10 protein-coding genes and 1 pseudogene are annotated in these 13,274 nt (G+C 68.7%); 7 read left to right on the forward strand and 4 right to left on the reverse strand.

Features of this window, described 5'->3' with window-relative positions:
- The first annotated feature begins 163 nt into the window (after positions 1-163).
- On the forward strand, positions 164-958 hold the full coding sequence (locus tag OHB41_RS00395; RefSeq protein WP_526024869.1) for an SGNH/GDSL hydrolase family protein: 795 nt from the start codon (positions 164-166) through the stop codon (positions 956-958).
- On the opposite strand, the gene OHB41_RS00400 is transcribed toward OHB41_RS00395, so the two are convergent.
- Positions 931-1,194, reverse strand: a complete 264-nt coding sequence (locus OHB41_RS00400; RefSeq protein ID WP_266695955.1) for a hypothetical protein — start codon at positions 1,192-1,194, stop codon at positions 931-933. The two genes, OHB41_RS00395 and OHB41_RS00400, sit on opposite strands and share 28 nt — an antisense overlap.
- 652 nt (positions 1,195-1,846) lie before the next feature.
- Here OHB41_RS00400 and OHB41_RS00405 point away from each other — a divergent pair.
- Positions 1,847-2,869 carry an LLM class flavin-dependent oxidoreductase gene (locus OHB41_RS00405; protein WP_168532777.1) on the forward strand — a complete coding sequence of 341 codons (1,023 nt, stop codon included), beginning with the start codon at positions 1,847-1,849 and terminating at the stop codon, positions 2,867-2,869.
- 77 nt (positions 2,870-2,946) lie between these two features.
- Here OHB41_RS00405 and OHB41_RS00410 read toward each other — a convergent pair.
- From OHB41_RS00410 to OHB41_RS00420, 3 genes and pseudogenes are all read right to left on the reverse strand, one after another.
- Positions 2,947-4,131, reverse strand: a pseudogene (locus tag OHB41_RS00410) (transposase); the annotation flags it as partial.
- The gene (locus tag OHB41_RS00415; RefSeq protein ID WP_266695956.1) at positions 4,128-4,712 is read right to left on the reverse strand and encodes an IS607 family transposase; all 585 of its coding nucleotides are present in this window, start codon (positions 4,710-4,712) and stop codon (positions 4,128-4,130) included. The pseudogene OHB41_RS00410 and the gene OHB41_RS00415, both read right to left, overlap by 4 nt.
- Positions 4,713-5,086: 374 nt before the next feature.
- On the reverse strand, positions 5,087-6,610 hold the full coding sequence (locus OHB41_RS00420) for an MFS transporter (protein ID WP_266695957.1): 1,524 nt from the start codon (positions 6,608-6,610) through the stop codon (positions 5,087-5,089).
- A 242-nt stretch (positions 6,611-6,852) separates the two neighbouring features.
- On the opposite strand from OHB41_RS00420, the gene OHB41_RS00425 reads away from it, so the two are divergent.
- From OHB41_RS00425 to OHB41_RS00445, 5 genes are all read left to right on the forward strand, one after another.
- Entirely contained in the window at positions 6,853-7,887 is a 1,035-nt protein-coding gene (locus tag OHB41_RS00425) for a sigma-70 family RNA polymerase sigma factor (RefSeq protein ID WP_248002391.1), read from the forward strand.
- A 253-nt stretch (positions 7,888-8,140) separates the two neighbouring features.
- Positions 8,141-8,347 (forward strand): hypothetical protein, encoded by a 207-nt coding sequence (locus OHB41_RS52515; protein WP_526024870.1) that lies wholly within the window; start codon positions 8,141-8,143, stop codon positions 8,345-8,347.
- A gap of 267 nt (positions 8,348-8,614) precedes the next feature.
- Positions 8,615-9,808, forward strand: a complete 1,194-nt coding sequence (locus tag OHB41_RS00435; RefSeq protein WP_266695958.1) for a PucR family transcriptional regulator — start codon at positions 8,615-8,617, stop codon at positions 9,806-9,808.
- 420 nt (positions 9,809-10,228) lie between these two features.
- On the forward strand, positions 10,229-12,562 hold the full coding sequence (locus OHB41_RS00440) for a molybdopterin cofactor-binding domain-containing protein (protein WP_266695959.1): 2,334 nt from the start codon (positions 10,229-10,231) through the stop codon (positions 12,560-12,562).
- 10 nt (positions 12,563-12,572) lie between these two features.
- Complete coding sequence (locus tag OHB41_RS00445; protein WP_168532769.1) at positions 12,573-13,049, forward strand: (2Fe-2S)-binding protein; 477 nt, start codon at positions 12,573-12,575, stop codon at positions 13,047-13,049.
- Positions 13,050-13,274 lie beyond the last annotated feature (225 nt).

Consider the following 13,274-nt stretch of genomic DNA (forward strand, 5'->3'; position numbering starts at 1 on the left):
CCTCAGCGCGGCGGCCGTTCACGTTCAACCCGCCCGCGCCCCCGCACCGCCGGGGCGCGCACGCGGAGTCCGGTCAAGAAACCCCCTTTGTCATGCGCGCGCCCTTCTACGCGTTGCTGCCTGCTGCCCCCCCGGCAGCCGGTTCACCACTCCGGGAGGTTCCGTGAGACCCACCAAGTCCCTGTCAGCCCTTGCCACGCTGGGCTTCGCGACACTGCTCAGCTTCGCGCTGACCGTTCCGGCACAGGCCGCCGGGCCGTCCTATGTCGCGCTGGGAGACTCGTACGCCGCCGGCAACGGCGCCGGCAACTACGACAGTGCGAGCGGTAACTGCCACCGCAGCTTCAGCGCCTACCCCTATCTGTGGAAGAACGCCCACGCCCCGTCCGCGTTCGCCGACACGTCCTGCTCGGGTGCGGTGACCACGGACGTGACGAACTCCCAGCTCGGCCCCCTGAACTCCTCCACCGGAGTGGTCTCCCTCACCATCGGCGGCAATGACGCGGGCTTCTCCGACGTCATGACCACGTGCGTGACCGGTTCGGACACCGACTGCGTCAACCGCGTCAACCAGGCCGAGAGCTACGCCCAGAACACGCTTCCCGCCCGCCTCGACGCCACCTACAACGCGATCCGCGCCAAGGCGCCCAACGCCAAGGTCGTCGTCCTCGGCTACCCGCACGTGTACACGCTCGGCGTCATCTGCGTCGGGCTCAGCGACACCAAGCACCGCAAGATCGACGAGGCCTCGGACGTCCTCGACAGCGTCATCTCCAGCCGGGCCGCCGCCCACGGCTTCGTCTTCGGTGACGTCCGCTCCGCCTTCAACGGCCACGAACTGTGCTCCGGCGACGACTGGCTGCACTCCCTGGTGGTCTCGCCCAGCTGGGAGTCCTACCACCCCACCGCCACCGGCCACGCCTCCGGCTACTACCCCGTCCTCAACGCCAACAGCTGATCGGTCTCGTACGAACCCGTGCCAGGTAGGGCCTGTGTCCGCGGAAAACCGCGGACACAGGCCCTACCTGGCACCGTCGAGCCCAGCACCGGCACCTGTGAGGGCGCCGTTTCCCGCTCAGCCTCGGCCTCGGCAGTCGTCCCGGCCGGGGAAGCTGCCAACGCCTCGACCAGCTCCTCCCGCACGATCACCCGCCGGTCCAGCTCGATTTCCGCGGCCTCCAACACCTCAGCCACCGCGTGGCTTCCTCCCGCAGACCCTCTACCCGCACCCGGGCAGCCACCTCCCGCTCCTCCAGCATTCCCAGCACCGACGTCACCGCGCGCCCCTCGACCACGAAGCGGACACAAGACGACGCATGCCTCCCCCCACCCCGAGCGACCATGCCTGACGCGTAAATAGCAGCAGGTCAGGATGAAGGTGGGCAGGGCGGGGTGCCCGGCGGTCGCGGAGGGCCGCAGGGTATCCGGGCTGCTTGTCAGGAAGTTGCGGCCTCCCTCGGGTTGAGGGTGACGGTGTAGCCGAGCTGGTTGAGCTGGGTGATCGCTTGGCGGGTGGTACGTGCTGGTGGCACACATCTGAGCACGCCGCCCCAAAAAGCGTCGCCACGTGGGCGCCCGCGTGGGTCCCGGCGCCGTTCCACGCGGGCGGCCCGGGGGCAGGTGACTGCGGTGGCTCGGGTCGGGGGCCGGGGTCCGCGGATTCAGCGCACCGGCGGGAGCGTGCCATGGGCAGGCGGGCGCGCCGGTGCGGTCACATGGCCAGCAGTGCGCGGAACCGGCAGTCGCACCCCTGAGGGGGATCCCGATGGCCGCACCGACCGTTCGGCTTGGTCGCACCGTGCCGACGCGGGGAATCAAACGCGGCCGCCGGATGGTTTGACCTCGAGTGAAGAAGATAGGTTTCCTCTCGTTCGGCCACTGGTCGCCGAGTGCGCACTCCAAGACCCGGTCCGCGGCCGACTTCCTGCACCAGTCCATCGACCTGGCGGTCGCTGCGCAGGAGCTCGGCGTGGACGGTGCGTACTTCAGGGTGCACCACTTCGCGCGGCAGGCGGCCAGCCCGTTCCCGCTGCTCGCGGCCATCGGTGCACGGACCTCGAAGATCGAGATCGGCACCGGCGTGATCGACATGCGCTATGAGAACCCGCTGTACATGGCCGAGGATGCCGGCGCTGCCGACCTCATCTCCGGCGGCCGGCTGCAACTCGGCATCAGCCGCGGATCACCGGAACAGGTGATCGACGGCTGGCGATACTTCGGTAACACCCCCGCGGAGGGCGAGACCGGCACGGACATGGCCCGCCGACACACCGAGACCTTCCTCAAGGTGCTCGACGGCGAGGGCTTCGCGAAGCCGAACCCGCGGCCCATGTTCCCCAACCCGCCGGGGCTGCTGCGCATCGAGCCGCACTCCGAGGGGCTGCGCGAGCGGATCTGGTGGGGCTCCGGCTCGAACGCGACCGCCGTCTGGGCCGCGAAGCTGGGGATGAACCTGCAGAGTTCCACACTGAAGGACGACGAGACGGGCGAGCCGTTGCACGTCCAGCAGCGCAAGCAGATCGAGGCGTACCGCGAGGCGTACAAGGCGGCAGGCCACACACGAGAACCGCGTGTGTCGGTCAGCCGCAGCGTCTTCGCCCTGACCAACGACCTGGACCGGGCCTACTTCGGCCACGACCGCAACTCGCGGGACCAGCTCGGCATGATCGACGACACGACCCGGGCGATCTTCGGACGCTCGTACGCCGCCGAGCCGGACGTACTGGTGAAGCAACTCCAGGAAGACGAGGCCATCCAAGCCGCGGACACCCTGTTGCTGACCATCCCGAACCAGCTCGGTGTCGACTACAACGCCCATGTACTGGAGAGCATCCTCACCCACGTAGCACCGGAGCTCGGCTGGCGCTGAGTGTCTGCCGCCCTGCGTGCGGGCCGGCTCGGCACCATCGTGGTGCTGCGGTGTTGCGACAACCACTGGAACTCGAGGACGGGCTTGCGTATGCGGGCGTTCACGGACTCAATCGCGTTCGTCGAGCAGATGACCTTGCGGATCTCGACGTCGAAGGAGAGGAAGGGCACGAACTCGGCCCAGGCGCTCTCCCAGAGGACACAGCACAGTGTCCCTGTTCGTGATGTTTCTGCAGATGAGCTTCTGGGGACCGCGTTGGCTTTCTCCCAGCGACGGGACGGGGCCTGTCCGGTGCGCCGGTTGGGGCCGCGTCGGCGGGAGACGGTCCGGGAGACCTTCCGGAGCTGCGTGAGTGCCTGGTCGTAGTGTTTGGGGTTCGCGACCTCGCGGACCTCGCCAGCCGAGTCCGCCATGACGAGGAGAGTCTTGACGCCGAGGTCGATCCCGACTGCGGTGCCGGGGCGGCCGGCAGGGGCGATGGTGTGGCGTTCCTCGGTCTGCAGGACCGCGAACCAGCGGCCCCGCTCGGACCGCACCGTCACCGACAGAATCCGCGTCCCGCCTTCGGCGATGGGTGCAGATCCTTTGAGGGGCCGCCCCACGTCGCTGGCCTGCTGCGCTGAAGAAACGGCCTGCTCGTGGACCTTGGAACCCTGATTGGATCTGCACCCTTCGGCGATCGCGTCCACGAGGGGCTGAACGTCCTCGTGGAGGCGGATCCGGCCGAGGCGGGGCAGGACGATATGCCGCCGGTCATCGAGGCGGATGGTGCCGGTGGTGAACTTGCACGCCGGACGAGTCTTCCGCTTCGGCTTGAAACGGGGTCTGCCCATCCGGGCGCCCTTGCGCTCGCCGCGCCGGGACTTGGCGTAGTTGTCGAACGCGGCGGCAGCGTTCGCGAGGCCGGTGTTGTAGGCCTCCTTCGAGTTCTGCGCCCACCACTCCCGCAGGAACGGGTCGTTGTGTTTGGCCTCGTTGAACGCTTTCCGCAACGACGGCAGCGACCACGACCGCCACGCAACGCGCTCTGCCTCGGGAACGCCGTAGGTCTCCTCCGCTGCGCGCTGCGACCAACTCGCCAGCACATGCCGCACCGCCCAGTTGTAGGCGACCCGCGCCGCCCCGCAATGCGAGGCCAGAGCCTGCAGGGCGGACGCGCTGGGGTCGAGGGCGAGCCTGTGGCCCACGACGTGGAAGCCGGGCCGCGCCTCGAACCCCCGGCGCTTCTTCTTCCCGCTCCCGGCAGGCTCCGCCCCGCTCACCCGGTCGTCTCCGCAGCCGGAGCGGTGGCCTCGGCGATAGCGCGTGCGGCCCGGTTCTTCGCCGCTCGCTGCCCATACAGCCGGGCACACGTCGAGGTGAGGACTTCAGTGATGTCCCGGACCAGGTCGCTGGTCGTCTCCTGCGGATCGAGCACCACCAGACGCCGGCCGGAAGCCGACAGTGCCGATTCCAGATGCTCGACACCGAAACGGGCCAGCCGGTCGCGATGCTCCACGACGATGACGGCAACGGCCGGGTCCGACAGGACACGGTGCAGCTTGCGCCGATTCCCGTTCAGTCCCGACCCGACCTCGGTCACAACCTCGGCAACGGCGAGCCCCAGCCCGATGGCTCCCTGGACGACATGGGAGACCTGTCGGTCAAGATCCGCCTTCTGGTCGCCGGACGAAACACGGCAGTACGCCACCGTCCGCCCAACGACCTCGGGAGCAGACTCTTCGACCAGCCACATACCGGACGGCGTCTGCACGACAGGGACCGGCTTACGGCCCTCCTTCGCCCAGGCCCACGCGGTCTGGTAATGCACGCCGTTGCGCGCCGCCCACTCGGAAAGCTTCACGCAATCATGATAAAGACTGATGAAGGGAGATAACTACTGACGAAAAATGCGACTGTTGTACTGACCGGAGGGAACGGGGCGGGCACACCAGCGACGACGCCACCTTCCTCATGATCGAGTGGCACGGCGGCTCCGCCGACCACCTCGCAGTTCTTCACTGGCAACCTCGACGTCAACCGAATCCTCACCGGCCAGCACCACCCACGCGCACGACCGCCCGGGGCCGTGCTGCATGCAGCAGGCGTTGCTCCCCGGCCAGTAGCACGGTCTCCGTCCCGGCGGCTGCATAACAGTCCGCAGGACACCCCATTACCAGGAGACCAAGAAGGCCTGCCCAGGGCCTGCTCGCAGTTCGCCAGGACCGGGCGGGCGGTTCACCCGCGCAGGTCCTCCGGCAGTTTGAAGGGGCTCGACCGAGCCCCTTCGGCATCTGTTGAACCGCGCCCCTGCGGCCGCCGGTTACGAGATGTCCACCCGGTCTGCGTCGGCCGGTGCTCCCGTCGGGGCGCGCAGAGCCGGTCGCCGCGGGGCGGCAGCAAGGTGCCCGCCAGCGTTGCGGCGACGCCGAGGCCGGCGGCCACCGCCATTGCCGCTCCGAAGCCGTCGCTGAAGGCCGCCGCGGAGGTGTAGCCACCGGTGGCGGCGAAGACCGCGGCGGTGATCGCGACGCCGAAGGCTCCGCCGAGCTGTCGCATCGTGCTGTAGGCGCCGGAGGCCTTGCCGATGTCGGTGGGTGTGCTGGTGCTGACCACCGCTTTGGTGACGGCGGGGATCGCCAGGGCGAAGCCGATGCCCGCGAGGCTCAGCGGGATGACCTGGGTCGTGTACGAGAGGTGCGGGGCGGCGATCAGGGCGATCCAGGCCGTGCCGATGGTCTGCAGGGCGAGGCCGGCGACGACGAGAGAGCGTTCGCCCCAGCGGTCGGCGAGTGCTCCGGTGCGCGAGGCGAGCAGGACCACGAAGGTGCCCCACGGGAGCAGCCGCAGACCGGCGCCCAACGGGCCCTGACCCAGGGTAACTTGCTGATACTGGGCGATGAAGAACACCGAGGCGGACATCGAGCCGCTGAGCAGGAACATCACTGCGTTGCCCGCCGAGAACGCCCGGGAGCGGAACAGCCGCAGCGGCAGCATCGGCGTACGGGCCCGGGACTGCCACACCAGGAAGACAACGACCAGGACCGCTCCCCCGGCCAGCGCGCCCGTCACCTCCACGCTGCCCCAGCCCGCCGCATCCGCCCGGACCAGGCCCCAGACGAGCCCGAACGCGGCCAGGGTGAAGAGCAGCAGGCCCGGGAAGTCCACCGCCGTGCCCTGGCCGAAGCCCTCCTTGATCCGGGCGAGCACGAAGGGGATCGCGGCCAGGCCGACCGGTACGTTCAGCCAGAAGATCCACTGCCAGGCCAGTCCCTCGGTGATCACGCCGCCCAGGACCGGGCCGAGCAGCACAGCGAGGCCGGTGACGCTGCCGTAGATGCCGAGCGCCCAGCCGCGCCGCTCGGGCGGGAACGCGGCGTTCAGCAGGGTCAGGGCGAGCGGCATGACGGTCGCCGCGCCGATGCCCTGGACGGCGCGTGCCGCGATCAGGGTGCCGGTACTGGGGGCCAGCGCGCATGCGGCCGACGCCACGGCGAATAGGGTGAGCCCGGCGACGAACAGCCGCCTGCGACCGAAGCGGTCGCCGAGCGACGACGCGGTCATCAACAGGGCCGCGAAACTGAGGGTGTAGGCGTTGATCGTCCACTCCAGGTCCTCGATCGACGCATGCAGGTCGCGCTGGATCGCGGTCAGCGCCGTGGCCACCACCAGCAGGTCGAGGACGACCATGAACGAACCCACCGACGCCAGCGCGAGCGTCCACCGCTGCGCCGCTGTGACGGACTTCTCGTTGCTGTTCACTGGTGCTCCCGTCGCCGTGTGTCTGCAGTCGTGCTGTCGGTGGTGGAGACACGGGGTGGTCCGGAAACTGGGCGGCGAACGGTCGCGGATTCTGCGATCGGCTGTGGATTGCGCGGACGGTCGGGATGCGGCGACCAGTTTCGGCCGCCGTGGGTGTCATAACTGTCGACGGACTCGAATTGCCCAAACCGTCGACGAACCGGAGCCTGGGAGGCGACGTAATGCCGAGCGAGGAGACGCCGATGCCGATGCCCATGTCGACGCTCACGCTGGAGCGGGCGCGGGCGGGCGACGGGCAGGCGTTCCGTGAGCTCACCGAGCCCTACCGGCGCGAGCTGCAGGTGCACTGCTACCGCATCCTCGGCTCGGTGCAGGACGCCGAGGACCTGCTGCAGGAGACCCTGCTCGCGGCCTGGCGCGGGCTCGACGGGTTCGAGGAGCGGTCGTCGCTGCGCTCCTGGCTGTACCGGATCGCGACCAACCGCTGCCTGAACGCGCTGCGGGACGGCAGCCGCCGGCCCGGCGAGGGCTGGGCGTACCGCTTGGAGGTTCCGTTGCCCGAACCCACCCGCCGCGGCGACCCCAGCTGGCTGGAGCCCTATCCGGACGTGCTGCTCGCCGGGCTGCCGGACGCCGCACCCGGCCCGGAGGCCCATTACGAGACCAAGGAGGCGGTCTCCCTGGCGTTCCTCGTCGCGCTGCAGCACCTGCCGCCCCGGCAGCGGGCGGTGCTGGTCCTGCGGGACGTGCTCGGTTTCCGCGCGGCCGAGGTCGCCGCAATGCTCGACACCAGCGTCGACTCGGTCACCAGCGCGCTGAAACGGGCCCGCGCCACGCTCGCGACCCGGCTGCCCGCGCACGCCCACGCCGAGACGGAGCTGCCGTACTCACCCCGCGAGCGCAAGCTCGTTGACGACTTCTCCCTCGCCTTCGAACGCGCCGACGTCGACGCGATCCTCGCCCTGCTCACCGACGACGCGTGGCTGACGATGCCGCCGCTGCCGTACGAGTACCAGGGACTGGAGGCCATCGGCCACTTCCTGAGGACGGTCGCGCTGCGCGACGGCCGCCGCTTCCGGCTGGTGCCCACGCACGCCAACGGCCAGCCCGCGTACGGCGTTTACCTCGTCGATCCGAGGACGCCGATCGCGCACGCCCACGGTCTGCTCGTCCTCACCCTGTCCGGCCACCGCGTCTCGGCGCTGACCCGCTTCGTCGACAACGGCCTGCTCCCCCGCTTCGGCCTGCCCCGCTCGCTACGCGCCACCGGCGCCTAGTCGGATTGCTTCTCGAACTGGCCTGCCGCCGCCCCGGGTTGGATACGGACGACGGCCGGGCTGAGGAAAAGGCGATGGGTGTAGATCTTCTGAGGGTTGGTCATAGGCCTGTGCCCAGCAGGTTCGTCGTTGGTGGCTGATCAGGGAGGGCTCGCGCCCTGTCATTTCGGCACCGGAACATCCGAGCTGTGGTGACGAGTCGCGCCGACCAGCACGGACGCCGCCTGCTCGAGGCGCCCCACAGGACAGACGGATGTGTGACTGCGCAGGTCACGCCGGTCTTGTACGCACCCTCAGAAGATCTGCACCCATCACCTTTCGACCCGAGGCCGCCCAGCCGTATGACGACCGGTGCCTGAGCTGGCAGTACGACCAGCGGACCGTGTCCATCTGGACCGTGGACGGCCGGGTCAAGAACATCCGCTTCGTCTGCTCCGCCGACGCGCTCAAGATGCTCTAGGCACACCGGCAGGGCGAATCCGACCTGATCGAGCGCGACGGCGTGTTCTACCTTGTCGCCACCTATGACGTGCCCGAGGCCGAGCAGTACGAGCCGGACGGCTTCATCGGGGTCGACCTAGGCATCGAGAACATCGCCACCACCTCCGCCGGTTAGCTCGCCGCCGGGCGGGGGCTCAACCGGTACCGCAAACGACAGCACCGGATCAAGCCCATAATGCCGCACGCTTTGTGCCCGCACACAATCGCGTGCGTCTATCATCCGCGCATGACCATGCCGCTGGGCGCTGACGCGTGCATGACCGATCTGCTCGACCGGCTCTTGCTCTCGGTGGACTCACTGACCGACGAACTGACCGCCGAGATCCTCAACGGCGAGCGCTCGTACGCCGAGGGCATGCTGCTGAGCCACGAGCAGTTGCGCGCCCCCGTGCACGACAACCTGCGCACGCTACTGACAGCCTTGAGAAACGGGGGTGTGCCCACCAACATGGACGCCCCGCGTGCGGCGGGCCGACTCAAGGCCGAACAAGGCATCCCGCTGGCCGCTCTGCTGCATGCCTTCCGCCTCGGCGGGCGGTTCGTCTGGGACCGGCTGCTGGCGATGGCCCTCGCCAAGGAGAGCGCCGCCTGGCTGCTGCACAGGGCCTCGGACATCTGGTTGATCATCGACGAGTGCTCCAGCGCCGCTGCCGAGGCCTACCGCGCCGCGGTGGAGGAACAGGCATGCCACGATGCCTCCGCACGGAGCATCATGCTCACCACGCTGCTCGACGGCACCGCAGGGAACAGCTCCAGGGCCTGGGAGGCCATGCGGGTCCTGCGGCTGGACCTCAAAGGACCGTTCCTGGTGGTGTGCGCCGAGAACAACGACGGCGTCGGCCTTCTGCCGACGGTCGAGGGACGGCTGCGGGCGGTCGACATCGACGGCGAGTGGATCCACCGGGCAGGCAGCCTGCTCGGCCTCCTCGCTCTGCCGAACGAGCATCTGGTCGTCGCGGTGGAGGAGCGTCTCGGCGGCATCGCGCTCTCCCGCGTGGGCATCAGCCGGCCCTTCGCCTCGCCCATGGACGCGCCGAACGCTCGGCGGGAGGCCCAACTGGCGGCCCAGTGCCTGCCGCCCGGGGCCTCCGGCACGCATGTCTACGGGAGCTCGCCGATAGCCCTGCTTGCGGCGGCCTCACCCGACGCCGCTTCCGAGGTGGCCCGTACGGTCTTCGGGCCGCTGCTCACCCTGCCGGCGGCGGAACGAGCCGTCCTGCTCGACACCTTGGGCGTCTGGTTCGCCACCGGCGGCTCGACCACACGGGCCGCCGAGCACCTGCACTGCCACCGCAACACCGTCCTGTACCGGCTGCGCAGGATCACCGAACTGACCGGCCGGCGAACCAGCGACGCGGGCTCCTGCGCGGAGCTCTACGTTGCCCTGCAGGCCGTGCGACTGGGCTCCCTCCCTGAATGAGGCTCGGCTGGCCTGGACACCGGTACGCGCGGACGCGCCCCGGCGATCACGCCGAAGGCAGGCGCGGCGCGTCTTCCGGTGGCCCGGGAACTGACGGACTGAGGCACCCCCCGGCGCTGACAGGCCTCTGACTGTCTCCTTTCACAGTCCCCTTTCACTGTCCTTTTTCACTGTCTCCTCATTCCACTCTCTCCTCGTGCGAATACCGGCTTTCCATTGTGCTCACGCACAATCGGCTGCCCCGCTTCGCTGGTGCTCGGCCCAGTGACCAGGACTTTATGCGGTTCTAGGCTCTGATCCGCTCGCCGATGGTGAGCCGACAACTGGTTGTGCCCAGTGCTCCCTGCCGCGTCGCTCCCGGGAACGCAACTGTCTGCCGATCTCGAGAGCGGACGACTGGGAACAAGAAAGGAATGGCCGATGACCGACGTCCCTGCCAGGAGTGGCCGCACCACTGGACGTGGTGAGCGCGCGGGGGTCGGCCGCCGCGCGTTCATCGGCTATGTGCTGGGTGGAGCCACGCTTGCCGTGGCCGCCGACCTCGGGCTGGGCACCCCTGCCTACGCCGCGGTGCCCTCAGCACCCCAGATCCCGGAGCTGTACGACCTCGAGGATCTGCAGACCGACGCCGCGCTCCCCACATCCGCGCTGATCAAGATCGTGATCAACGAGGACGGCACCGCTTCGTTCGAGCTTCCGCGGATGGAGGTCGGCCAGGGAATCACCACCTCGACAGCGATGATCATCGCCGAGGAGCTCGACCTGCCAGTCGACAAGGTGCACGTGGCCTTGGCGCCGGCCCGCGCCGAGTTGATGCTCAACCAGCTCACCGGCGGATCGAACACCACGGTCTCGACCTTCACACCTGTACGAGTCGCCGCAGCCATCGCCAGGAAGGCGCTGCTGGAAGCCGCGGCGATCGAGCTCGGCTCGGCAGTGGCGCTGCTGAAGTCCAAGGAAGGGGTGATCTTCACGCCAGACGGGTCATCAATGACCTACGGCTCTCTGGCCACCAAGGCAGCCAGCCGCACCGTCAAGGCGGTGGAGGTCGAACTCAAGGCCACTTCAAGCTTCTCGGTGATCGGCAAGCCCTACCGGCGGGAGGACGCCCAACTTGCGGTCACCGGGCGGAAGAAGTTCACGCTGGACCTTCACGTGCCGGACGCGCTGCCGACAATGGTCTGCCGCCCGCCCACTCTGAACGGCTCGCCGAAGTCGGTACGCAACCGAGCCACGGTGCTTGCCATGCCGGGCGTAACGGATGTGGCGATGGTCGACACGGGAGTCGCTGTTCGCGCGGAGGCATTCGGGCAGTGCATCGACGCGGTGCGTGCCCTCGACGTGGAGTGGAACCCGGGCCCGGTCGCGGGCGAGTCCGACGAGACGATCCTGGCCCGGCTGAGAAAGGCCGAACTGCCGCTGGCGATCCCGAAGGTCCCTCTGCTGGCGGGCACGGTGGAGGCGGACTTCACCTTCATGTTCCGCAGCAGCGCCGCGCTCGAGCCGAACTGTGCGATCGCCGACGTCCGGTCGGACCGCGCGACCGTGTGGGCGGGACTGAAGGTGCCGATCGTGGCGCAGGCGGACATCGCCAAGGCCGTCGGCCTGCCGCAGAACGCGGTCACCGTCAACGTCGTCACCGGCGGAGGGTCGTTCGGACACAAGCTCTTCGCTGACCCCGCCATCGAGGCCGCCAAGATCTCCAAGGCGATGGGCAAGCCGGTCAAGCTGATGTGGCATCGCGCCGACGAGCCTCGACAAGGGCGGGTACACCCCATGGTGACCTCGCGGATCCGGGCCACGTACCTGGCCGGGCAAGTGCTGACCTTCGAACAGCGGCATACCAGTGTGGTCACCGACTTCAGCCACGGACTCGGCGAGATGATCACGGCGACGGCCGACAGGCTGCCCACCGGGCTCGGCGCGCTGGGGTTCTCCGAGACCATCTTCACGCTAACGCAGGAACTCCCCTACAACTTCGGCGTCGTCACCCAGCTGCTCAACGAGACCGACGCGCGCTTCAACACCGGGAGCATGCGCAACATCTACTCGCCCGATGTGGCGTGTGCCAATGAACTGGTGGTCGATCAGCTCGCCCGGAAGATGGGCAGGGATCCGCTGGCATTCCGGCTTGCGTTCCTCAAGAACGACAGGGTCAAAGCGGTGCTCCAGAAGGTCGCTGACGTGGGCAGGTGGGGCAGGTCGATGCCCGCCGGGGCGGCGCAGGGCATCGCGATCCACAGCGAGTACAAGGGCGCGACCGCGGTGCTCGTCGAAATCGACTGTCGACCCGAGACCGTGAACCGCAAAATCTACAACGCGGTCACCGGGCCCCGGGTGACCAAGGCCGTGATCGCCGTGGACGCCGGACTGGTGATCAACCCCCAGGGCCTGGAGGCCCAGATGCTGGGTGGTGTCTCGGACGGGATCGCGCTCGCCCTCACCAGCAGCCTGCACCTGCGCGACGGGCACTTCCTCGAAGCCAGCTGGGACAACTACTTCTACACCCGGCAGTGGAACGTCCCCTCTGACTTCGAGTGCATCGTGATGCCCTCCGACTCCGAGCAACCCGGTGGCGCCGGCGAAGCCGGAGTGGCCGCATCCGTCGCCGCGGTCGCGGGCGCCTACGCCCGTGCGACCGGCACGATGCCCACCGTGTTCCCGATCAACCACGGCACGGTGTCCTTCGAGGTCAAGCCCTTCATCCCACCCGTTCCCGAGTCACCGTCCGACGGCCTGAGCCACACCTACTGAGGAGCGCACCATGAGCACGCACACCTTCATCCTCAACGGCAAGCGCGTCACCGTCGACGTCGATGACAACCTTCGACTGCTGTGGGTCCTGCGTGACGTACTGGACGTCACCGGGCCGAAGTACGGATGTGGCATCAATGTCTGCAAGGCCTGCACGTCCCACTTCAACGGCAAGGCCTTCAATCCTTGCTCGGTGAAGGTCAAGGACGTAGGGCCGGAGGACGAGATCACCACGATCGAAGGCCTGCCCGACACGGTCGGCAAGGACCTGCACCCGATGCAGGAGGCCTGGCTGGAATACGACGTGGCGCAGTGCGGCTACTGCCAACCCGGGCAGATCATGGCGGCGGTCGCCAAGGTCAGGCAGGCACAGGCTGCCGGTCATGAGATCAGCGACTCCGACCTCGACGAGATCCGCAACATCTGCCGCTGCGGTACCTACAACCGCATTCGGGAAGCGATCAAGGCGGGCGCTGCGCACATGTGACCCGCCCTGCCCGAGTGTGCGCCGCACAGGGCATGACGCGGCACCTGAGTCAGCTCTCGCAGGTGACCCTGCACGTGGTGACCACCGTCAAGGGCCTCCCCCCACGGCCGGCAAGGCCCTGCGCCCGCCGCGGGAAGCATGCCTGGTACGCGGCGTCGCACGGTGCGGCGGCCGGACCGGACGAGTCATGGCCACCATCGCCGAGGTCAGGTAACTCCGGCGGCC

Origin of the sequence: Streptomyces sp. NBC_01571 (genome assembly GCF_026339875.1) — a bacterium.
Classification (GTDB): Bacteria; Actinomycetota; Actinomycetes; order Streptomycetales; family Streptomycetaceae; genus Streptomyces.